The following is a 20,579-nucleotide window of genomic DNA, read 5'->3' on the forward strand; positions in this document are numbered from 1 at the left end:
TGTCTCCGGTATCTGCCGTTAAAGAAGCGTTGAGGTCTTGCGGGCGGCGAGTTTCTGATCGAACACACCCACCGAATTGCCGCCGAGCGCCACGAACAGGCGCACCGAGTCGAGATAACGCGCGGTCTTCACCTGAATCTGCCCGAGCAGTGCCTGTTGGTAAGCGCGTTCGGCTTCCAGCACCTGCAGCAGGCTGGTTTCGCCTTGGGCGTAGGCCTGACGATTGAGACGCAGGCTGGTGTCGGCGGCGCGCAAGGCATCGTCCTGCGCCAGGTTTTGCTCGGCGCCGTGGTTGAGCGCCTGCAAGGTGTCCGCAACCTGGCCGAAGGACTGAATCACCGTCTGTTGATAGCGCGCGAGTGACGCGTTGTAGCCCTCGACAGCGCCTTCGCGTTCAGCCTGAAGCGTGCCGCCATTGAAGATCGGCGCGGTCAGCCCGGCGGCAAATCCCCAAAGCGCGGCGCCACCGTTGCCCGCCGCGGCTTGCATCAGCGAGGCCGACAGCTCGACATGCGGGTACAGGTTGGCGGTCGCGACACCCACCGCCGCGCTGGCGATGTGCAGTTCGGATTCGGCTTGCAGAATGTCCGGCCGGGTGCGGGCCATTTCCGAAGGCAGGCTGACCGGGATGTTTGACGGCAAGGCGAATTCGTCGAGGCTGAAGTCCGGCGCGATCCAGTCCGCCGGGCCTTTACCGGACAGAATCGACAACGCATGACGCGCCGCATCGCGCTGCTGGGCGAGGGGCGGCAGCAGCGTGCGATCCTGGGCGAGGCGGGTTTCGGCCAGCGACACATCGATTTGCGTGGTGCTGCCGCTCGCCTGGGCTCGGCGGACCAGATCGAGGTTCTTCGCGTCGTTGGCCAGCAGGGTTTCCACGGCCCCGATCTGCGCGTTGGCCGACGCCAGCAGCAAGGCCTGGCTGGCAACGTCGCCGGTCAACGTCAGCCAGGCTGCTTCGTAGCGATGCTTTTGCAGATCGGTCAGTGCTTGCTGCTGTTCGACCGCGCGTTTGTTGCCGCCAAAGACATCCAGATCGAACGCGACCCGTGGCCCGATCCCGTAGAAATTGGAGACCACCGGTTGCGGGCCGTTGTGGGTGCGCTGGCGCCCGGCCGAGACAGCGAAATCCACCTGCGGATAAAGCACACCTTCCGCTGCCGCGACTGAAGCGGCGGCCTGACGAAGGGTGGCGTCAGCGGCGACCAGTTCGAGGTTGCCGTTGATGGCGCGGCGCACCACTTGATCGAGCTTCGGCGAGCGGAACGCCGACCACCAATCGCCGTTGAGCCGCTGGCCCATCGCGAAATGCTGTTCGGCCGCTTGATCGTAATGCTGCGACGCGCGCTCGGCAGGCCGCTGAAAATCAGGGCCGACGGTGCAGGCGGACAATATCACCAGCATCGCCAGCGGGGTGAAGCGCATAAAAGCTTTCATGGTTCAGACTCCACGTCATCAGTTGGCCGCAACAGGTTTGCGCAGGAACATCACCAGCGGACTCACCACGAGCATCGCCAGCATCAGAATCTTGAATTGGCCCATCACCGCGACGAACGCCGCCTGGTGGGTGACCAGATGGTTGAGGCCTTCGAGCGCCGGCAACGACGTCGGCATGGCCACGCGATAAGGCGTGAGCTGACTGACCAGCGCCGAGTGCATCGCCTGGGTGTTGTTGAAGAAAAAGATCTGCACCACGGCCACGCCGAGGGTGCTGCCGTAAACCCGCATCAGGTTGAAGAAGCCGGTAGCTTCCGGGCGCAGCTTCGGGTCGATGGTGCTGAAGGCGGTCTTGCTGAGCGCCGGCATCAGGATGCCCAGCCCCACGCCCTGGATGAACCCGGTGACGGCCACGGGCGTCCAGTCCATCAGCGGCGAATAACCGAGCATCAGCCAGTTGGCATACACCACCAGCGCGATGCCGGCGGCGACGAACAACCGGGCGTCGATCCATGCCGGGGCGCGCATCATCAGCACAAATGCACCCACCAGACCGACACCGCGCGGGACGGTCAGCAATCCAGTGGTGTCCGGCGGATAACCGAGGATTTCATCGAGCATCGGCGAGGTCAGCGCCATGGTCGACAGCAGCACAAATCCCAGGGCGAAGAACATCACCGTCGACAGCATGAAGTTGCGGTCGCCGAACAAACCCTTGCTGAGAAAGTGAATCTTGCGGGTCAGCGCATGGACGACGAACAGGTACAGGCCGAGGGCGCAGGCGAGCGCTTCGATCCAGATTTCCGGCGAGTCGAACCAGTCCAGCCGTTCGCCGCGATCAAGCAGCATCTGCAGGCCGATCATGCCGACCGTGAAACTGGCGAAACCGAAGAAATCGAACGTCGGACGCGGGTCTGCTTTCTTCTCGGCGAGCAGCAACGTCACCACCATCAGGATGTACCCGGTCAGCGGCAGGCTGAGGTAGAACATCGGGCGCCAGTCGAAATACTCGCAGATCACACCGCCGATGCTCGGGCCACTGACGATGCCGAACAGCACCAGCGCTGTCCATTTCGGGCCGAAGGCCGGGCGCTTTTCTGCTGGCAATGTCTCCAGGGCGATGGCCATCGACAACGGCGCAATCACTCCGCTGGCCAGACCTTGCAGGATGCGTGCGCCGATGAATTCCAGCGGCGTGCCGGCCAATGTGCCGAGCCACAGACCAAGGCCGAACAGCACCAGTGCGGTCTGGTAAACCCGCTTCAACCCCAAGCGTGCGGCGAGCCATTGCGCAACCGGCATCGTGATTGCGCTCGCCGCGAGGTAAGCGGTAAAAATCCATCCGGCCTGATCGTCGGTCATCGACAGACTGCCCTGAATCAACCGAAGTGCAGCGTTCGGCAACGGCAGGTTGGCCGACTGCATATAAGTGGCGAGCAGGGCGACAAACCGCAGTGCCCGCGCATCGGCTGTTGAGCTGTTCATCACGAATTACCCGCAGACAACAACGACTTGAGCGGATGCCACCATGGCGTGCGGTGCCCGGTATCGACCTTGACCGTGGCGCTGGTGCCGGAGAACAGCGGCAGGGCAGGGTCGGCCTCGTCCAGTTCCAGGCGCACCGGCACCCGCTGCACCACCTTCACCCAGTTGCCGGTGGCGTTTTCCGGCGGCAACAGCGCGAAGTCGGCACCGGCGCCGGGGCTCATGCTGATGACGTGCGCCTTGAACGGGCGATCCGGGTAGGTATCGAGGGTGATGGTCGCGGTCTGGCCGGGGCGCATGTGGGTCAACTGGGTCTCGCGAAAGTTGGCCTCGACCCAGATTTCCCGGTCGGAAATCAGCGCAAACGCCGGCGCGCCGTTGTTCACGTAATTGCCAACCTGCAAGTCATCGACCTTGGCGACGATGCCGTCCTCCGGCGCCGTCACCGTGGCGTAGGACAGATACAACTGCGCTTCATCGAGTTGCGCCTTGGCCTCGCGCACGGTCGGGTGACTGTCGAGGGCGATGTCCGGGTTGCCGTTCAACGCAACGACGGTGCTGGCGATCTGTTGTTCGATGGACGCGATGCGCTGGCGTGAGACTTTCAGGTCGGTTTCGGCGCGCTCGTAGAGGGCCTTCGACACAAACTCGGTGGCGATCAGGGCTTTCTTGCGTCCGAACTCTTTCTGGTCGTAATCCGCAGAGGCTTTCGCCGATTGCAACTCGGCCAGTTCCTGGCGGTAGCTGGCCTTGAGGCCGTCGATGCGCAGGCGCGCGTTGGCCAGTTGCGCTTCGGCCCGGTCGACCGCGATCTGCAACGGTTTGGGATCGATGCGAAACAGCACCTGGCCTTTGTGCACGGGCTGGTTGTCGTCGACGGCGATCTCGACCACTTGCCCGGAAATTCGCGCGTTGATCGAGGCCTTGGCCACGCGGGCATAGGCGTTGTCGGTGGAAACGAAGGGCTCGTTGGCAACGTACTGGCCGTAGCCAATTGCGGCGGCAAGCGCGGGAACGCCCCACATGAAGACCGGGCGCAGTCTCTGCTTGAGCGGCATTTTCGGCGGTGCGTCGACGGGGTGCGAGCGGGCTTGTTCTGCGGTGAGATCGAATTGCTGAGTCATGAACGGCTCTCCAAAAGGCTGGGCGCCTGGACGGCATTGAATGCGTGAGTCATCAAATCCATTCGCGGTGGGGGAGGATCACTCCGTGCCGCTGTTTTCGTCGTCGCCAGACCCGGTTCGAGCGCTGTTACAACAAACCTGCCGATCAAGGAATTTCTGATTCCTTAATTTTGTGCGATGGTGTAAGAATATGAGCGACTTCATTTCCCCGCAAGGAATTTGTACGACATGGCACAAAATAAACCGACAGAAGGAAAAGGCCGTGGTCGTCCACGGGCATATGACCCGCAAACCGCGCTGCAGCAGGCCCTTGGCGTGTTCTGGAACACCGGTTATTCCGGTGCTTCACTGGACAGCATCGCCAGCGCCGCCGGCATGAACCGCCCCAGCCTGTACGCCGCGTTCGGCGACAAACACGCGCTCTACATCAAGGCCCTGGATCAATATTGGGCCACCGCCCACGCCGCCATGCAGGCCGCGCTGAACGACAGCAGCCTTACCCTGGAACAGGCCCTGACCGGTTTTTACGAAGGGCAACTGGCGATCTATTTCTCCGGCGACGGCCAGCCACGCGGCTGCTTCGCCATCGGCACCGCGACCACCGAAGCGGTCGAGGATCCGGAAATCCGCAACGTGCTGTCCCAGCGCTTGAGCCAGCTCGATGCCGATCTCGAAGCCCGTCTGCAACGAGCGATCGAGTCCGGCGAGCTGAACGGTGATGTGGATGCAGCGGCGCGGGCCATGCTCGCCTCATCGCTGCTGCACAGCATCTCGATCCGCGCACGCGCCGGTAAATCCCGCGAAGAGTTGGCTGGGCAGGCGCGTGATGCGGTGAAGGTGATCTGCGGTTGAACGGGCTTGAGGACATCCTCACGCAAGACCTTTGCGTGGTGTTCTGCGGGATCAATCCGGGTTTATTGGCGGCAGAGCAGGGGCATCACTTCGCCGGGCGCAGCAATCGCTTCTGGCGCACGTTGCACCTGGCCGGTTTCACGCCTCACGAAGTGCGCCCGCAAGACGACCGCTCGATCCTGCAATTCCACTGCGGCTTGACTGCTGTGGTCGAGCGGCCGACGGCGAGTGCGGATCAACTGTCGGCGGAGGAATTCACTGCCGCCGCCGTCAGCTTCGAGCGCAAGATCGCCCGGTACGCGCCGCGCTTCGTGGCGTTTCTCGGCAAGGCGGCGTATGCCGGGCTATCCGGCAGGAAATCGATTGAATGGGGGCTGCAGGAGGATACATTTGGCGGCGCTAAAGTCTGGATTTTGCCCAACCCCAGCGGCCGCAATCTGGCGTTCAATCAAGCGCAGTTGGTGATGGCGTATCAGCAGCTTCAGCGGGCGTCGAGCGCCACCACGTAAGCGCTGAACATGTCCGCCATCCCCTCGGCACGGTCGGTGATTTGCGCGTCGGTGCGCGGGCTGAGTGAGAAATCCTTGCCCACCTTAGCTCTCAACTCACGGAAAACCATCATGACAACCCTGACCACCGAACCGCTGGCGACCCTCATCGAACGCCTCTACACCCAGGCCAGCGCCGCCACCAGCCCGGCGCTGAACAACGTATCCGGCGAAGAACGCGAACGCCTGATGCACAGCAAAACCGAATACCGCGAACTCTACGCCATGCTCAAAGACCTCTGGCTGCCCGTCTCCCGCGACACCGGCAAACTGCTGTACATGCTGGCGCGCAGCACCAAGGCCAAAGCCATCGTCGAATTCGGTACCTCGTTTGGCCTCTCCACTTTGCACCTGGCGGCAGCGCTGCGGGACAACGGTGGCGGTGTGCTGATCGGCAGCGAGTTTGAACCGTCGAAGATTGAGCTGGCGCGGCGTAATTTTGTTGAGGGCGGGGTGAGTGATCTGATTGAAATTCGCGAAGGGGATGCGCTGGTCACCCTGGCTCGCGACTTGCCACCGACTGTGGATCTGCTTTTGCTCGATGGTGCGAAAGCGCTGTATGGCGACTTGCCAAGCCATGATTCGCCTGCTTGCATACCAGTCCCATGTCAGCAGGCAGTCAAGGAGACAATCAATGAAAACCATGGTGGTCGGTGCAAGCAAAGGGTTGGGCAGAGCCTTCATCGATGGACTGGGCGAATCTGGGGACACGTTGATCGGCGTCTCCCGGATGCGCCCCGACAACCTGACGCCCAGGGCGGGCATCGACGTAAGCTGGATTGAGGTCGACCTCGGCGAACCGGCCAAGGCGGCGCGGGTCATCGAACAGGTTGCGGCTGTTGGCGGTCTGGATACGCTGATTTACAACCTGGGTATCTGGGAGGAGCTTGCCTTTGCCCCGGCCTATGACTTCCTGTCCGACCAGGACGAGCAAGTGGAAGCCATCGTCACCTGCAACATCACCTCGACCATTCTGTTGATCAAGCGTCTGCTTCCGTTGCTGCTCAACAGCGCCAACCCAAGAATCATTTTGACCGGTTCAACCTCCGGCCTGCCGCAAAGCGGACGCCCCGAAGTCACCTTCGGCGCTTCCAAATTCGCACTGCGCGGCATCGCCGACGCACTGCGCGAGGGCTACCGTCAGCAACGGCTGGGCGTGACCTGTCTGAACCTGGGCTACCTGAATACCGAAGACTCACTGCACACGCCAAGAACCATTGCCGAGCAGCGTGGCGAAGGCCATTTCATTCCAGTGCATGACGTGGTGCAGGTGGTACGCATGATCTTGAGCCTGTCTTCAGCCAGTTTCGTCAGGGACATTACCTTGCCGGCGATACTGGATGAGCGTTTCTGAAGACTTGCCACTGTTTTGGAGCAATAAAGCCGAATCCTTCTAGGATCAAGTGATGACACGCAAGGAGCGGGCTTGATGGATTACCTGATTCGAAACGCCACGAATGCAGATGCGCCAGCGATCAGTCGAACGATCCTCAGTGCTTTGCGCGAGTCCAACGTTCAGGACTACTCCGCCGAAATCATCGAGCAAGTGGCGCAAAGCTTTTCTCCCCCGGCGATCCTTCATCTGTTGATTGAGCGTCAAGTCCTCGTGGCTGCAGCCGGCAGCCATATCGTTGCAACCGCGAGTCTGGATCACGACATTGTCCGAAGTGTGTTTGTCGACCCGCGCTATCAAGGAAAGGGTATCGGAAGGCAACTGATGGAGAGGCTTCAATCACTTGCCATAAATGCAGGCCTTAATTGGCTGCGTGTTCCTTCTTCAATCACCGCAGAAGGCTTCTATGCTTCGCTTGGGTTTGAAAAGGTACGAGACGAGTTTCACGGGGCTGAGCGCACGGTCATCATGGCGAAGGCATTGAAGCTGTAGCGCCCCAGAGTGGAGGCGTTTTTCGATTTGATCCTCCAGATATTCGACAGGATTCGTCTATCGTCTAAAAAATCATCACAGGATCAAGATCAGGGAGCTGATCATGAATCGTCAGGAAGACCTGAACATCATCTGGAAGCGGATATTCTGGATTTTCATCGCCCTGTTGGTGCTGGCGATTATCGTCACCTACAGTCTGCCCGACTACAAAGTACCCTTTATCGTTTGTATCGCCGGGAATATCGGGGGTTACGTTGGGTTTCACAGGCGACTGTCGATACTCACTGATCCGGAAATCGAAAACCTCTCCAGATCATGGTTCGCTTTGATACTGCCTTCATTCATAGGCGGGATTTTGGCGGGGCTTCTGTATCTTTTGTTCCTCTCCGGCGTTATCAAGGGCGATCTGTTTCCGGTGATCGTTCCCGACGACGATCCGCAATGTTTGAGGCAAATCTTCAACGATATTTTTTGCCAGCATGCCGAGGGGTATGCGGCCTACGCCAAGTTGTTGTTCTGGTCATTCGTGGCGGGTTTCAATCAAGATTATGTCGTTGACCTGATCGAGAACATAAAGGGCTCCGACAAAAAGGCGAGCTGAAGCAGAAGGAGGCTGTTGCCCCATTTTTGCGATTTTTTGAATACCTGACATGACGATCAAACCTTTTGCACAAGCGTCCCGCGCTGAGTACGCGGGGCGGATAAATCGTGTGCTCAACTACATCGACGCCCATGTTGCGAGCGGCCAGGTGGATACTCAAACGCGGCCGGGTGGCCGTTATGCCGTAGCGAGTTTCAAAGGCAACTCCCGTGTACCGCCTGGGGTTAGCGGTTCGGTTTTGGCAAACAGGCAGCCCGGTATTGTCACTGGACTGCCGTTCGCCAATCTGGTGCAGGGCAATTGAATGGTTACTTCGCTTGCTCAATCAGTGGTGACTGCCATTTCCCGGACAACAATGCCGGTTTCGGCCAGTAGTAGCGCATCGTGACCATAAACGGCCCATTGGGTGCCGGCAGCCAGTTAGCCTCTTTGTCTTTACCCGGAGACTCATACTGGATGTACAAAGTGAGTCCGCCGTCAGCATCCTTTGTCAGGCTCGGCAGCATCGGCGAGTTGATCAAGTAGCGGTTGAGCGCATTGTCCACCAGCAATTGTTTTGGCAGGTCGTACATGGTCAAAGACCAGAAAGCTTGAACTGGCGGTTGCTGATCCTTGGCGAATCTCAGTGTGTACTTGTGCTGACTGCCATCGAGGGGCTGACCCGAGGCGTCCTTGTCGTAGATGGGGTACATCGCCTCTTCACGCGAGTTCGCGCCAATGCCCATTTGTGCGCCTGTCGCGCGGACGACATAGTTGTTCTTCAGGTATTCCCTTGTACCGAACAGGGTGTCTGTTTTACCGCCCAACGAGGTGCGCAATTGGTCGATTTCTTTCTGACCGTCTTTCATACCTTCCACCAGAGCTGCTTGTTGTTCCTGTGACAGTTTCGAGGCGTCGAAAGGTTTTCCCGGCTCGATACCGATCTCGGCGAAGCGTTTGCGTAACGCTGCCTCACTCGGGTGGGTCGGGGCGAATTGCAGCAGGAAGGCGATCTGGTTGAAGAACTCCGGGGAGGTACGTTCGACAGCAGGTGATATCGGCTTTATCCAGTTCACCTGGGTCACCGACTTGGGAGGCGGCTTTTTCTGGAAGGCGGAGAGGGTTTGCACCTTGTAGCCACCCTGGATTTTCTTGACGTTATCCAGGTCAGCGGGATTGAACAGCTGAGTACGGCCTACCACCGAAACCACTTCCGTTTCGGCCTTGATCACCTTGTCTACCCCCTTGGGTTTTTCACCTTTCCAGTCGGGCCCGGCAATCATGTACGTGCCGCCCTGGTTACCCGTGGTGCGGCTACCGATGTACGCGAAGTTGAAGCTGTAAAGATCCATCAACTGGAACACGAAATACCGATTCTTCTCCATCGGCGGGACACTGATAACCACTGGTTCTGCGCGCAGATCCAGGCCGACAAACGAATAGGGCGTATCAGAGTTCGGGGTGACGAATGCAGTATCTGCCGGTGTGAAAACCCGGGAGACATTAAGGATGCTGTTGAAGGGGCCCTTGTACTGCGGATTGGTTTTATCAATCGAGAAGGCGTACATGACCCGATAGGTATCCACCATCGGTGTGCCGAAAACATAGGCATCCTTGGCGATGCCCCTGGTCTCATCCACACTCACTGCCGCGCTTGCCGTGACGGGCGTGGCAATCATCAAGGTTGCTAACAGCGATGTAGCAAACAACGTTTTCTTCAGCATGTACGACGCTCCCTGATTCCATGGCGGCAGTCCTGGCTTTCAATGGCCAAGCCTAAGGATCGTAGGTGCGGATGCGAAGATCGTCCACGCGGTCTTGAAAATGAGTTATCGGCATTTATAGCTTTGTTCACCCAATCCCTTTCATTTGTCCGTATGGGAAATCACACCGCTCATATATTGATTCAAGTCGCGAAAGTCGTTAACGCTCCAGGCGTGCGGCGGGATCTTCACGCCATTCTCGCGCAAGGTCTTTGGAATCAAATCCCCGTTGGGGCGAAGAATCACCGAGGACACGATAACGCCCGGATAATCACTCAGCCGTTTCTTGAAAGCGGCGGTTGTCAGGTCAGGTGTTGGCGGATTGCTTTTCCTGGCCAACGGGCCGGTGCCCTTGATATCGGCTCCGTGGCACACGGCGCATCGCTGAGAATAGAGGGCTTTTCCATTGGCAGTATCCGCGAGGGATATGGCGGTTTGGGGGAGGGCAATGAAGCCTGACATGACGACGAATAATGTTTTGAGTCTCAGGCGTCCCAGTATGGGCACGCCCACACACGATGCCCCTGTCACGTAAATCCGCACTTTTTCCTCCATGAATGCACGTCGATTTCGAGGCCGGCACGATATCTCATGCCGGCCTGAGTCGCACTTTTTCCTGCACTGCGCATTCAGGGCGAGCCTCAATCAACGCGGGAACAAGAACGTCACGGCTGCCCGAAAGCCCCAGCCCTGGGGCCCGTCGCCCGATCGATCCAGCCAATACCTCGGGCCTGCCTGAATCGTCAGGGGATGGCCGCCGATTTTCAGCAGCTGGGTGACGGTCAGGTTGATGGGTACCGACCACTCGCGTGCTTGCCAGTCATAGGTCGACTCGGTGTTGATACCGTAAGTGGTGAGTGTCTTGGTGGTGTAGGACAAAAAGGGTTGCAGGAATGTCTGGTTGACCTTTTCCTTGTCGTCCGGCGGGCTGCCGTCCAGGCCCCAGATATGGTTGGCGAGTATGCCGCGGGTCCAGCCATTGGATTGCTTGAGTGCCACGGCGGTCGGACCTATGCCCCATTGTTCGTTGCTCAAGAGTTCGTGGCTGCCGGTTGGAATCAACAGGGCAGGGCCCGCCCCCAGAATCCAGCCACTATCGGTGGATTTGCTGGGGGAGAAGAAAAAGCTTTGCGTGATATCCCCGACACCCGACTTGTCTGCCGCCCCATTGGGGGCCAGGCCGTGCTGGTCGATGACCGGCAGGATGGTGCGCGAAATGAGGTTCCAGTCCTCGTTCAATGTGAACGGCAGCACCGGCTGGATATTGGTCACGCTGTGCATGCCCTCGCCGGTGGGCCCCATCTTCTGGTCCCAGTTGTATTGCACGGGCAGGCTGTACATGGCCGCGACAGGATTGAGCGCAGCCTTGGCCAGTTCTGCAGAGTCTTCGGCGTGGGCGGGTTCGACCTGGGCGACAACCACCATGACGGACACGAATGAGAGATGTATTCGGTGCATGTGCGCTCCCGGTTGAACATCGAGTGCGATTGAAGGCGGTTCCTCCCTCGCCGTTGCAAGGATGCCCTCCCGCCCGGAAGGGCAATACCGGGCAGACCGGATCGTTTTCAGGGCTGGAGTCAGGCACCCGCGCAAGTGTAGTCGACCGTGACGACTGCGCTACTCGCGCCTGATCGCTGCGGGCAAATCTGACAAGTAATGGGCGCTGAACTAGGCTGCGATCTGAACGCTCAGTCCTCACACCCGTGGCGCAAGGAACCCGGTTATGCGAAGCAGGTTGTTCGCCGTCCTGTTGGTCATTTGCGGTCTGTGCTGGTCGGCACTGTCATTGGCCGTGGACGAACCCAAGTCGACGGATGATTTCGTCGAGCTGAAACTCGCCAACCGCAGCATCATGGTGTTTCGCGCCACGTTGCTGGGCGAGGCACCGGCTTCGCGGGTCAAACGCGCCAGAACCGTCATCAGCGAAGCACTGGATGAGTCGGATGCTCCGACGGTGACCGTTGAGCCTCTTCAGGAAGACTACCTGGTGCTGCTGGGCAACAGGCGTGCCTTCATCGTTGCCCCCAAGGACGTCGACGAACTCGAATACAGCTCTGTGCAGCAGGCTGCCCAAGGGGCGGCGGACAAGCTGCGGCTGGTGGTGGCGGAAACCCGCGAAGCGCGAAGCTTGCACCTGATGCTGCGCTCGGCCGGTCTGGCAGCCGTCGCGACGGGCATCTACCTGGCGTTGTTGTGGAGCATCGCCTGGTTGCGGCGCCGGTTGCTGCAGCGCTTGCCCGACCTGATGCATCGGCACACCCGCGCGCTGAAAGTGGGGCAGGTGCAGGTCATTGATGCCAACTACCTGTATCCGCTGGTGATACGCCTGTTCTGGCTGCTGCGCTGGCTGGTCATCCTGTTGCTGACGTATGAATGGCTGGGCTTTGTCCTTTCACGCTTTCCTTACACCCGCCCGTGGGGTGAAAGCCTCAACAACTACCTGATCGAAGTCGCCAGCTATCTGCTGCAAGCGATTGTCGGAGCGATCCCCGGTCTGGGTGTGGCCCTGGCGATCTTTTTCATTGCCCGTGGCGCCTCGGCCTTCAGTCGGCGGGTGCTCCGGCGCATGGCGACGCCGGGCACCTTCAGCTGGCTGAACCACGAAACCTTGCAACCCACCCAGCGCCTCACCTCGCTGGCGATCTGGCTGTTTGCACTGGCGATGGCTTATCCGTATCTGCCGGGGGCGGGCACCGACGCGTTCAAGGGCCTGTCGGTGCTGATCGGCCTGATGATCTCGCTGGGTGCCTCCAGCGTGGTGGGGCAGGCGGCTGCCGGGCTGATCCTGACGTACACCCGCACCTTGCGTCCCGGCGAATTCGTGCGCATCGGCGAGTACGAAGGCACCGTGACCGAGCTGGGCATGTTCACCACCAGCATCCGCACAGGGCTGGGTGAAGTATTGACCCTGCCCAATTCGATGATCACCGGCACCGTCACCAAGAACTATTCGCGCACCGTGCAAGGGGCGGGTTATGTGGTCGATACGGTCGTGACCATCGGCTACGACACCCCGTGGCGTCAGGTGGAGGCGATGTTGCTGGAGGCAGCCCGGCGCACGTCCGGTGTCCTGCAGGATCCACCGGCGCAGGTGTTCCAGACCGCACTGTCCGATTTTTACCCCGAATATCGTCTGGTGGCCCAGGCCATTCCCAGCCTGCCGCGACCGCGTGCGGAGCTGCTGAGCATGCTGCACGCGAACATTCAGGATGTGTTCAACGAGTACGGCGTGCAGATCATGTCGCCGCACTATCTGGGCGATCCCGAGCAAGAAAAACGAGTCCCCAAAGACAACTGGTTCGCGGCACCGGCCAAAGAACCGAAAGATACCTAACCGGCGTTGAGCGGGAGTCCGTCAGATGCTCGATTTTTTCCTGAACGCCCTGCGCGCCGATCCCGAAATCGCCGTGTTCCTGGCCATTGCTTCCGGCGTGTTCATTGGCCGCCTGCACATCGGCAGCTTCCACCTGGGCTCTGTGGCAGGCGCATTGTTGATGGGCTTGCTGATCGGGCAGATCGGCGTGGAAGTCCCGGCGGGGTTGAAGTCGATCTTCTTCGTGCTGTTCATTTACGCCGTGGGGTTCAAGAGCGGGCCGGAGTTTTTCGGCAGCCTCAATCGAGGCACTTTGAAGCTGGTGGTGCTTTCCGTGGTGCTGTGCGCCACCGCTTTGGGCTCGATCCTGTTGATGAACGCGATCTACGGCTTCGACGCCGGCTTCACCGCCGGGCTCGGCGCCGGTGCATTGACCGACACCGCGATCATGGGCACCGCCACCAGCGCGCTCAACCAACTGCCGATCGACAGCGCCGCCAAAGCCATGCTCAACAGCCACATGGCCATTGCGTATGCGATCACCTATCTGTTCGGCACCATCGGCCTGATTGTCTTCGTCGGCAGCATTGCGCCACGGTTGCTCGGGGTCGACCTCAAGGCCTCGGCACGGGAGCTGGAACTGGAGCTGGGGATCGAGAAAGACGAAGACGCGATCACCGTTTCCTATACCCGCATTGTCGTGCGCGCCCATCAGGTGGCAGCCGTCGGCCAGGCCTGCGGACAGTCCATCGCCGATCTTGAAAGGTTGCATGACTCGCTCAGCATCGAGCGCGTGGTGAGAGGCGGGAAGGTCATCGAGCGCGATGAGAGCTTCGTGCTCATGGAAGGCGATATCGTCGGCGTGTATGCGTTGCGTGAGGCGGTCGGCACGCTCAGCCACTGGATCGGGCCGGAAATCGATCATCCCCTGTCGTTGTCGTTTCCAACCCGCGAGGCAGACATCGTCCTGACTTCGAAAGAATTCGCCGGCAAGACCCTCCACGAAGTCCGGGCTCAACTGAAAAACACCCAGAGGCTGGGCTGTTTTCTCAACACCATCAGCCGGCAAGGCTACGAACTGCCGCTGCTGCCCAATACCGTCCTGCGCCGAGGCGACGTGATCCGCGTGACGGGGCGCACCTCCAGCGTCGAAGCGTTGGCGCAGCGCCTGGGGCGAATTCGCAAGCAGGGCTATAAAAGCGACATTGCGATGCACACCCTGGGCATGGTTCTGGGGGCACTGTTGGGGCTGCTGTCCACGCACATCGGCATGATTCCGGTGGAGTTGGGTATCGGCGGTGGGGTGCTGGTGGTGGCGCTGGCCATCGGTTGGTACAACTCACGTCACCCGGAAGTCGGCGCGCTGCCACCGGCTGCGCAATGGGCATTTTCCGAATTCGGCCTGACGGCCTTCGGCGCGGTCATCGGTTTGCTGGCGGGGCCCGCCGCGTTTGAGGCGATGAAGGAGCAAGGCGTGTCACTGCTGATCTCCGGCGCAGTGGTGACCATTCTGCCGCCGCTGGTGGCGCTGTATTTCGGTCGCTACATCCTGCGCCTGCACCCGATGGTGCTGTTCGGCGGTCTGGCCGGGGCGCAGACCGAAGCCGCGTCGATGAACAAGATCATCGAGCAGTCCGGCAGCAATACGCCGGTGATTGGCTTCACGGTTTGTTATGCGGTGTCCAACGTGCTGTTGGCTGTTTGTGGCCCCATTATCATCTTTGCGGTCGGGGGTTAGATTGTTCCTGGATTGCATCGTGAACAGGGCTAACGATTCAGTGAAATCAATTCATTTTCAGTCAGTCAATGGCCCGGCCTAGAATGCACCTTAATTAAAGGCTGCCAAGTAAAACCAGAAAGAAATTGAAAAGCATCAATCAATGGACTCAGGTTTTATTTCAAGGACCAAGGTGCTGGACTGTATGAACAAAGATTTTGAGTTTGCTATCAAGCGCATTCGTTTCGACGAACATTATCACCCCTCTGAAAATACCCGCATTACCACGAATTTCGCCAACCTGGCTCGGGGTGAGAGTCGTCGGGAGAACTTGCGCAACACCTTGAAGATGATCGACAACCGTTTCAACGCTCTGGCCCATTGGGATAATCCTCAAGGCGATCGATATGGCGTTGAACTTGAAATCATTTCCGTTGAAATGAACGTTGATGCGCAACGCAGCGGTCATTCAATTCCCCTGATTGAGGTGCTGAAGACCAGTGTTGTTGATCGAAAAACCAACGAGCGCTTCGAGGGCGTCGTAGGGAATAACTTCTCTTCCTATGTCCGGGATTATGATTTCAGCGTTGTGTTGCTGGGGCATAACAAGGGGCAGGCCGGATTCAGCACGCCAGCCGATTTTGGCGATCTGCACGGGAAACTGTTCAAGTGCTTCCTGAATTCAAGCGCTTACCGAGAGAATTTCAGCAAGCTGCCGGTGATCTGCCTGAGCGTTTCCAGCAGCCGAACCTATCACCGAACTGAAAACCAGCATCCGGTGTTGGGTGTTGAATACCAGCAGGATGAATACTCTTTGACGGATGAGTACTTCAGCAAAATGGGGCTGAAAGTTCGCTACTTCATGCCGCCGAACAGTGTTGCGCCTTTGGCTTTTTATTTTTCCGGCGACTTGCTGGCGGATTACACCAATCTTGAACTGATCAGCACCATCAGCACGATGGATACTTTCCAGAAGATCTACCGGCCCGAGATCTACAATGCGAACTCTGCCGCAGGCAAATCCTATCAGCCAAGCTTGAAGCACGAAGATTATTCACTTACCCGAATTGTTTATGACCGAGAGGAACGTAGCCGGCTGGCTATTGAACAGGGAAAGTTCGTCGAAGAGCACTTCATCAAACCCTACCAGGCTGTTCTTGAACAGTGGTCGGCCAACTACGCTCTTTGACTCATCAAAAATACAAGGCAAATCGTTATGAAAAAACTGTTACCCACGTCGACTGCTGGCAGCTTGCCAAAACCTTCCTGGCTTGCGCAGCCTGAAACACTTTGGTCGCCCTGGAAGTTGCAGGATGAGGAACTGGTCGAAGGCAAACAGGATGCTTTGCGGTTATCGCTGCAAGAACAACAACGGGCAGGCATCGATATCGTCAGTGATGGCGAGCAGACCCGCCAGCATTTCGTCACCACCTTTATCGAACACCTCGACGGCGTCGACTTCGAGAAACGTGAAACCGTCAGGATTCGTGATCGCTACGATGCGAGCGTGCCGACGGTCGTGGGTGCGGTTGCTCGCAAGAAACCGGTATTCGTTGAAGATGCCAAGTTCCTGCGTCAGCAAACAGACCAACCCATCAAATGGGCTCTGCCGGGCCCAATGACCATGATCGACACGCTTTACGACAGTCACTATAAAAGCCGCGAAAAACTGGCCTGGGAATTCGCCACGATTCTCAACCAGGAAGCCAGGGAACTGGAGGCCGCCGGTGTCGATATCATCCAGTTTGATGAGCCAGCCTTTAACGTGTTCTTCGATGAAGTGAACGAGTGGGGCGTTGCCACGCTGGAACGGGCCATTGAAGGGCTTAAATGCGAAACGGCCGTGCACATCTGCTATGGCTACGGCATCAAGGCCAATACCGACTGGAAAAAGACGCTGGGCTCAGAGTGGCGCCAATACGAAGAAGCGTTCCCCAAACTGCAAAAGTCCAGCATCGATATCGTCTCGCTGGAATGCCACAACTCTCATGTCCCGATGGATCTGATCGAACTCATTCGCGGGAAGAAAGTGATGGTGGGTGCCATTGATGTGGCGTCCCATACCATCGAGACGCCGGAGGAAGTCGCCAATACCCTGCGCAAGGCACTGCAGTTTGTCGATGCCGACAAGCTCTATCCGTGCACCAACTGCGGAATGGCTCCATTACCTCGCCAAGTAGCGAGAGGCAAGTTGAGTGCCTTGAGTGCAGGCGCAGAAATCGTTCGCAGAGAACTCTCGAACTAATGCCGGGCTGAAGGGGGATTGAAGCGTTAGATCGGGAAACCATCCAACGGCTTCAGGCCCTCCTTGGCACTTGCGAGTTGCACCCAACATTCAGGATTTTGTATGTCATTCCCCAGTACTGCTATCGAGCCATTGAGCTTTCGCGAAGCGCTCGGGCACTACGCATCCGGCATCACGGTGATTACATCCCACATCGATGGCGAGCCGGTGGGCTTCACGTGTCAGTCGTTCTACAGCGTATCGATGAGCCCGCCGCTGGTGTCGTTCAGCGTAATGTCCAGCTCGGCCAGCTATCCGAGGATCCGCCAGGCCGGTCGATTCGCGGTCAATATCCTGTCCGGTGAGCAAGTGCGGATTTCCAACCAGTTCGCGCGCAAAGGCACGGACAAGTGGCACGGCGTCGACTGGCAGGCATCGCCGCTGGGGAATCCGGTTATTGCCGGCAGCCTGCACTGGCTGGATTGCGAAATCCACGCCGAACACGCCGCCGGTGATCACCTGATCGTGATTGGTGAAGTGAAAGCGTTAAACCTGCAAGAAGCGGCGGCCAGCCAGCCACTGCTGTATTTCAAAGGGCAGTACTGCAACATCGCTGCGCATAGTGTGGTTTGAGTTTGCTTTTCTTCTAAGCAACCGGAGGCCGCGGGTCAGATTCTCTCGGAGGGTGGAAGCGGCCCCACAAACATCACCTTCAGCCGGTCACGTCCGATGACACGCGCCAGTTCTGCGATCACGCAATACATGAATATCAGCGTGAGGAGCAGTATTTGCACCGCCCAGAACCTGGGCCAGTTCATCGAAGACCACAGCAGGGTGTTCGCATCCATCAGGCTCGGGGCTTCCTTCCAGTAGTCGTATAGCCGTTCCAGATAATGGACGATCAGCGCGACCAGGTTGTACATGAGTGTCTTCCAGGTGACATTCCAGATCAGCGGCTTATCGGGAAAACGGTTGATGAAGGGCAGCATGTCCGCGACCAATACCGACTTTCCGAGAATGAGGGACGTGATCAGAACAGAGGCTGAAACCGGAAGGTCGACCCCCGATCCTTTGATCATGAGCGCACGGATCAAAGCAACGATATGCAAGATCACGAAAAAGAAGATCGTGGGTGGAAGCGCTTTCATGAATTCATGTTTGATTTTGTTTATCACCGGGCTCATATCGGCGTCCTTCAGAAGTCAGGAAAACGGTTAGCCGAGACAAAAGTGCCTCGGCATTCAAGGCTCAAAAACGCCACGTCGCGCCGCCACCGATGATGTGCAGCGCAGCGTTTCGGTAGGTGCCGGACAGGGTTTCCCCGGAGCGGGACTTGGTCTGTTCGACGTCCATATCGCCGAGCCAGACCAGGGTGTAGGCCGCATGGACATCCAGTCCTTCATCGATCTGGTAATTGACGCCTGTCGCCAGACGCCAGGCCTCGCCCATGGGGTTGTCGACAGTCCTATCCTTGTCATCCACCGCCGAGCTGTCATACCCCAGCCCCATGCTCCAGCGCAGGCGCGGCGTCATCTGGTATTGCGCGCCCACCGAAGCGTGCCAGGTGTCCTTGTATTTGCGGTCGGCGGTCCGGCTGACGTCGGCCGCATTGGCGTCGACCTCCACGCCGATGTCGCCGAACTGGCTCCAGTCCTGCCAACCGAGGCTGCCCAGCAGTTTCCATTGCGGGCTCAGGTCGTGGGCGACGCTGAGCAAAACGGTTTGCGGCACCGACATGTCCAGTTCCAGCGAGTCGACGTCCAGGCGCCGTAGCGCGGCATTGATGATCGGGTTGTCGACCTTGCGCACGCTCGGGCTGTCCTTGAACTCCAGGTCGATCTTGCTCGTGTAGGCCAGGCCGATCTGCGTACGTTCGCTCAAGCGATAAAGCAGACCGAGGTTGATGCCGGCGCCGACGTCGGTGTCCTTGTATTCGAGTTGGCCGTCGGGACTGTCGCGCAGCCCGAGCAGGTTGTTGTTGATCGCTGTTTCATTCCGGTAATAGGCGTACATGATGCGCGGGCCGATGCCGATCGACAGGTCATCGGTGAACTTGTGCGCCAGTGTCGGCTGAAAGGACACGCCAATGACCGCGGCTTCCTGATTGAAATATCGACCTGCCCAATCGTCGTCGTAATCCAGGGCCAGACCAAAGTTGCCATACATGCCAAAGCCAACGGCCGAGCGATCATCGATCTGGTGACTGACGAACAAACTGGCACCCGGCAGGTACTGCAGGGCATTGCCGCCCTCGTTGCCATCAAACTGGTTGTTGCTGTCGCGTGAGAAGCGGATGTCACCCAGAATCAACTGCCCGTTGGCGCTGATTTGCGTGCCTTTGAGTTCGGTGAGTCCGGCGGGGTTGCTCATCAATACACTGGGATCGGTAGCCAGTGCAGCGGCCCCGGCATTGGCCAGGCCATTACCTTCCTGACCTGCTTCATAAATAAGAATGCCGCCGGCCTGAGCATTGCTGCTCAGAAAACCCAGGGCCAGAACAGAAACACTGAGTCGGCGAGCGTATCGGCTTAAGGTCATGGCGCGTCCTCTGCGAAATCATCAACACATTGAATGTCTGAACTGCGACTACCGGTTTCTTCGAGGTTGTCTTGAAGTCAGATAAACATTAGTAGTGATTGGACGTTCCGGCAGAGAAACGACGAGTGGTAGCTTTCAAGTGGCGATTTTGTGAAGTTGGACGGGTTCACGAATGCTTTCTGAACACTACGGCCGCCTGGAAAGTGGGGACTGACTTATGCGAGTCCCCATTTATGCGTCAAGCAGATTGCGCCCCGAACAGGTGACCACGTTGAACGCTCTCTTACGTTGATCGTGGGGAGGGGTCAAGAGCCTGCTCGGGGAGCGCTAGTCGGGTTGAATGCGGTTCATATGTGCAAGTTGTGCAGCAATACAGCGGGGGATCACAGGAGGAAATGCGACGCCCGTTTCAACGGGCGCCGCCGTACAGCTCAATCAGCCGATCTGGATAATCGGGCCGGTCGGGTTTCCGCTTGGGCCGTTTGCTTCAATCGGGCCGAAGGTGAGCGAGACAAGATCCAATTTATTAGTGAAAGTCTCCATACCGCGCCCGCTCGACACTGAAGTAGCCCAGCGGACCTGGTTGTACCCGGCAGTGGTGGGAGAACAAATGCCCACTTCACCGGGACGAATATCTTCGACGATGAATTCCATGGTCTGTTTTCCGTCGAAAATCTCGTCACTCCACCACCGTACGTTCGCAATCACGTTGCTCGAACCATCGATTACATCTTCGAGCTTGATGGTGAACTTTGCCGATTTGATGGGGAACTTCGTATTGTTGTGCAGCATGGGAGCTCCTTCTCCCGGAGTAGGTTTCGGAGGGTACACCTCCTGTCCGTCGCGATTGATCTGCAATGCCTTGGGCAGATTCAAAGTGATCTGGATGTCGTTTTGATTGAAAAGGGTAAAGGGTATGGCGGTTTGCTGGAGCAGGATCGAGGTTTTTTCCTGAATAGCTTGGTTCATTGTAATTTCCTTATTCGCTATTTCCGTATGTGCTGAAATTCCATTGGCAAGGAATTTCTCCTGTGTACGCGACTCCATGCCTTGGAATCGCGTTTGCAGTTTTGATGGGGCTTTTGACTCTGTCAAATGATGTAGCGAAGTAAT

General features: G+C 58.3%; 22 protein-coding genes. 12 read left to right on the forward strand and 10 right to left on the reverse strand.

Going from position 1 to position 20,579, the window contains the following annotated elements:
* Positions 1-18: 18 nt before the first annotated feature.
* Genes IHQ43_RS13360 through IHQ43_RS13370 form a run of 3 tightly spaced genes read right to left on the reverse strand, consistent with a single transcriptional unit; the run spans position 19 to position 4,046 of the window.
* Entirely contained in the window at positions 19-1,437 is a 1,419-nt protein-coding gene (locus tag IHQ43_RS13360; RefSeq protein ID WP_192564741.1) for an efflux transporter outer membrane subunit, read from the reverse strand.
* Positions 1,438-1,455: 18 nt separating this feature from the next.
* On the reverse strand, positions 1,456-2,922 hold the full coding sequence (locus IHQ43_RS13365; RefSeq protein ID WP_192564742.1) for an MFS transporter: 1,467 nt from the start codon (positions 2,920-2,922) through the stop codon (positions 1,456-1,458).
* Positions 2,922-4,046 carry an HlyD family secretion protein gene (locus IHQ43_RS13370; RefSeq protein WP_192564743.1) on the reverse strand — a complete coding sequence of 375 codons (1,125 nt, stop codon included), beginning with the start codon at positions 4,044-4,046 and terminating at the stop codon, positions 2,922-2,924. The genes IHQ43_RS13365 and IHQ43_RS13370 overlap by 1 nt, the downstream gene beginning before the upstream one ends.
* Before the next feature lie 228 nt (positions 4,047-4,274).
* Between IHQ43_RS13370 and IHQ43_RS13375 the strand changes: the two genes are divergently transcribed.
* Entirely contained in the window at positions 4,275-4,898 is a 624-nt protein-coding gene (locus tag IHQ43_RS13375) for a TetR/AcrR family transcriptional regulator (protein ID WP_085747415.1), read from the forward strand.
* The gene (gene mug, locus IHQ43_RS13380) at positions 4,895-5,407 is read left to right on the forward strand and encodes a G/U mismatch-specific DNA glycosylase (protein ID WP_192564744.1); all 513 of its coding nucleotides are present in this window, start codon (positions 4,895-4,897) and stop codon (positions 5,405-5,407) included. The genes IHQ43_RS13375 and mug overlap by 4 nt, the downstream gene beginning before the upstream one ends.
* Here the strand turns inward: mug and IHQ43_RS29575 are convergent.
* Entirely contained in the window at positions 5,380-5,502 is a 123-nt protein-coding gene (locus IHQ43_RS29575) for a hypothetical protein (protein ID WP_425220298.1), read from the reverse strand. The two genes, mug and IHQ43_RS29575, sit on opposite strands and share 28 nt — an antisense overlap.
* A gap of 16 nt (positions 5,503-5,518) precedes the next feature.
* Here IHQ43_RS29575 and IHQ43_RS13385 point away from each other — a divergent pair, with 16 nt between their 5' ends.
* The 5 genes from IHQ43_RS13385 to IHQ43_RS13405 all read left to right on the forward strand — a co-directional run bounded on the left by IHQ43_RS13385 (position 5,519) and on the right by IHQ43_RS13405 (position 8,236).
* Positions 5,519-6,229: an O-methyltransferase gene (locus IHQ43_RS13385; protein WP_244142267.1), complete on the forward strand. Its 711-nt coding sequence runs from the start codon at positions 5,519-5,521 to the stop codon at positions 6,227-6,229.
* Positions 6,114-6,800 carry an SDR family NAD(P)-dependent oxidoreductase gene (locus IHQ43_RS13390; protein WP_244142288.1) on the forward strand — a complete coding sequence of 229 codons (687 nt, stop codon included), beginning with the start codon at positions 6,114-6,116 and terminating at the stop codon, positions 6,798-6,800. The genes IHQ43_RS13385 and IHQ43_RS13390 overlap by 116 nt, the downstream gene beginning before the upstream one ends.
* 75 nt (positions 6,801-6,875) lie before the next feature.
* The gene (locus IHQ43_RS13395; RefSeq protein WP_192564746.1) at positions 6,876-7,331 is read left to right on the forward strand and encodes a GNAT family N-acetyltransferase; all 456 of its coding nucleotides are present in this window, start codon (positions 6,876-6,878) and stop codon (positions 7,329-7,331) included.
* Between the two features lie 103 nt (positions 7,332-7,434).
* Positions 7,435-7,932, forward strand: coding sequence for a hypothetical protein (locus IHQ43_RS13400; RefSeq protein WP_192564747.1), 498 nt, complete (start codon positions 7,435-7,437; stop codon positions 7,930-7,932).
* 49 nt (positions 7,933-7,981) lie between these two features.
* The gene (locus tag IHQ43_RS13405; RefSeq protein ID WP_192565075.1) at positions 7,982-8,236 is read left to right on the forward strand and encodes a hypothetical protein; all 255 of its coding nucleotides are present in this window, start codon (positions 7,982-7,984) and stop codon (positions 8,234-8,236) included.
* Positions 8,237-8,240: 4 nt separating this feature from the next.
* Here IHQ43_RS13405 and IHQ43_RS13410 read toward each other — a convergent pair whose 3' ends face one another.
* The 3 genes from IHQ43_RS13410 to IHQ43_RS13420 form a co-directional block, all read right to left on the reverse strand.
* Positions 8,241-9,635 (reverse strand): DUF1254 domain-containing protein, encoded by a 1,395-nt coding sequence (locus tag IHQ43_RS13410; protein WP_192564748.1) that lies wholly within the window; start codon positions 9,633-9,635, stop codon positions 8,241-8,243.
* A 141-nt stretch (positions 9,636-9,776) separates the two neighbouring features.
* Entirely contained in the window at positions 9,777-10,136 is a 360-nt protein-coding gene (locus IHQ43_RS13415) for a c-type cytochrome (protein ID WP_244142289.1), read from the reverse strand.
* A gap of 183 nt (positions 10,137-10,319) precedes the next feature.
* A complete protein-coding gene (locus tag IHQ43_RS13420) occupies positions 10,320-11,132 on the reverse strand; it encodes a transporter (RefSeq protein ID WP_192564750.1) in 813 nt (270 codons plus the stop codon).
* 265 nt (positions 11,133-11,397) lie between these two features.
* On the opposite strand from IHQ43_RS13420, the gene IHQ43_RS13425 reads away from it, so the two are divergent.
* The 5 genes from IHQ43_RS13425 to IHQ43_RS13445 all read left to right on the forward strand — a co-directional run bounded on the left by IHQ43_RS13425 (position 11,398) and on the right by IHQ43_RS13445 (position 17,561).
* On the forward strand, positions 11,398-13,008 hold the full coding sequence (locus IHQ43_RS13425; protein WP_192564751.1) for a mechanosensitive ion channel family protein: 1,611 nt from the start codon (positions 11,398-11,400) through the stop codon (positions 13,006-13,008).
* 25 nt (positions 13,009-13,033) lie between these two features.
* The gene (gene aspT, locus IHQ43_RS13430) at positions 13,034-14,725 is read left to right on the forward strand and encodes an aspartate-alanine antiporter (RefSeq protein ID WP_192564752.1); all 1,692 of its coding nucleotides are present in this window, start codon (positions 13,034-13,036) and stop codon (positions 14,723-14,725) included.
* 184 nt (positions 14,726-14,909) lie between these two features.
* A complete protein-coding gene (locus tag IHQ43_RS13435) occupies positions 14,910-15,893 on the forward strand; it encodes a DUF1852 domain-containing protein (RefSeq protein ID WP_192564753.1) in 984 nt (327 codons plus the stop codon).
* A 27-nt stretch (positions 15,894-15,920) separates the two neighbouring features.
* Entirely contained in the window at positions 15,921-16,949 is a 1,029-nt protein-coding gene (locus IHQ43_RS13440; protein WP_192564754.1) for a methionine synthase, read from the forward strand.
* Between the two features lie 102 nt (positions 16,950-17,051).
* Complete coding sequence (locus tag IHQ43_RS13445; RefSeq protein ID WP_192564755.1) at positions 17,052-17,561, forward strand: flavin reductase family protein; 510 nt, start codon at positions 17,052-17,054, stop codon at positions 17,559-17,561.
* A 35-nt stretch (positions 17,562-17,596) separates the two neighbouring features.
* Here IHQ43_RS13445 and IHQ43_RS13450 read toward each other — a convergent pair whose 3' ends face one another.
* The 3 genes from IHQ43_RS13450 to IHQ43_RS13460 form a co-directional block, all read right to left on the reverse strand.
* Complete coding sequence (locus IHQ43_RS13450) at positions 17,597-18,112, reverse strand: hypothetical protein (RefSeq protein WP_192564756.1); 516 nt, start codon at positions 18,110-18,112, stop codon at positions 17,597-17,599.
* Between the two features lie 64 nt (positions 18,113-18,176).
* The gene (locus IHQ43_RS13455) at positions 18,177-19,466 is read right to left on the reverse strand and encodes an OmpP1/FadL family transporter (RefSeq protein ID WP_192564757.1); all 1,290 of its coding nucleotides are present in this window, start codon (positions 19,464-19,466) and stop codon (positions 18,177-18,179) included.
* 435 nt (positions 19,467-19,901) lie between these two features.
* Positions 19,902-20,435, reverse strand: coding sequence for a hypothetical protein (locus IHQ43_RS13460; RefSeq protein ID WP_192564758.1), 534 nt, complete (start codon positions 20,433-20,435; stop codon positions 19,902-19,904).
* Between the last annotated feature and the right edge of the window lie 144 nt (positions 20,436-20,579).

The organism is Pseudomonas gozinkensis (assembly GCF_014863585.1).
Classification (GTDB): Bacteria; Pseudomonadota; Gammaproteobacteria; order Pseudomonadales; family Pseudomonadaceae; genus Aquipseudomonas; species Aquipseudomonas gozinkensis.

Coding starts and splice junctions, on each gene's coding strand:
- IHQ43_RS13360 (WP_192564741.1), bottom strand. CDS start 1,437: ATGAAAGCTTTTATGCGCTTCACCCCGCTGGCGATGCTGGTGATATTG.
- IHQ43_RS13365 (WP_192564742.1), bottom strand. CDS start 2,922: ATGAACAGCTCAACAGCCGATGCGCGGGCACTGCGGTTTGTCGCCCTG.
- IHQ43_RS13370 (WP_192564743.1), bottom strand. CDS start 4,046: ATGACTCAGCAATTCGATCTCACCGCAGAACAAGCCCGCTCGCACCCC.
- IHQ43_RS13375 (WP_085747415.1), top strand. CDS start 4,275: ATGGCACAAAATAAACCGACAGAAGGAAAAGGCCGTGGTCGTCCACGG.
- IHQ43_RS13385 (WP_244142267.1), top strand. CDS start 5,519: ATGACAACCCTGACCACCGAACCGCTGGCGACCCTCATCGAACGCCTC.
- IHQ43_RS13395 (WP_192564746.1), top strand. CDS start 6,876: ATGGATTACCTGATTCGAAACGCCACGAATGCAGATGCGCCAGCGATC.
- IHQ43_RS13400 (WP_192564747.1), top strand. CDS start 7,435: ATGAATCGTCAGGAAGACCTGAACATCATCTGGAAGCGGATATTCTGG.
- IHQ43_RS13405 (WP_192565075.1), top strand. CDS start 7,982: ATGACGATCAAACCTTTTGCACAAGCGTCCCGCGCTGAGTACGCGGGG.
- IHQ43_RS13410 (WP_192564748.1), bottom strand. CDS start 9,635: ATGCTGAAGAAAACGTTGTTTGCTACATCGCTGTTAGCAACCTTGATG.
- IHQ43_RS13415 (WP_244142289.1), bottom strand. CDS start 10,136: ATGTCAGGCTTCATTGCCCTCCCCCAAACCGCCATATCCCTCGCGGAT.
- IHQ43_RS13420 (WP_192564750.1), bottom strand. CDS start 11,132: ATGCACCGAATACATCTCTCATTCGTGTCCGTCATGGTGGTTGTCGCC.
- IHQ43_RS13425 (WP_192564751.1), top strand. CDS start 11,398: ATGCGAAGCAGGTTGTTCGCCGTCCTGTTGGTCATTTGCGGTCTGTGC.
- aspT (WP_192564752.1), top strand. CDS start 13,034: ATGCTCGATTTTTTCCTGAACGCCCTGCGCGCCGATCCCGAAATCGCC.
- IHQ43_RS13435 (WP_192564753.1), top strand. CDS start 14,910: ATGAACAAAGATTTTGAGTTTGCTATCAAGCGCATTCGTTTCGACGAA.
- IHQ43_RS13440 (WP_192564754.1), top strand. CDS start 15,921: ATGAAAAAACTGTTACCCACGTCGACTGCTGGCAGCTTGCCAAAACCT.
- IHQ43_RS13445 (WP_192564755.1), top strand. CDS start 17,052: ATGTCATTCCCCAGTACTGCTATCGAGCCATTGAGCTTTCGCGAAGCG.
- IHQ43_RS13450 (WP_192564756.1), bottom strand. CDS start 18,112: ATGAGCCCGGTGATAAACAAAATCAAACATGAATTCATGAAAGCGCTT.
- IHQ43_RS13455 (WP_192564757.1), bottom strand. CDS start 19,466: ATGACCTTAAGCCGATACGCTCGCCGACTCAGTGTTTCTGTTCTGGCC.
- IHQ43_RS13460 (WP_192564758.1), bottom strand. CDS start 20,435: ATGAACCAAGCTATTCAGGAAAAAACCTCGATCCTGCTCCAGCAAACC.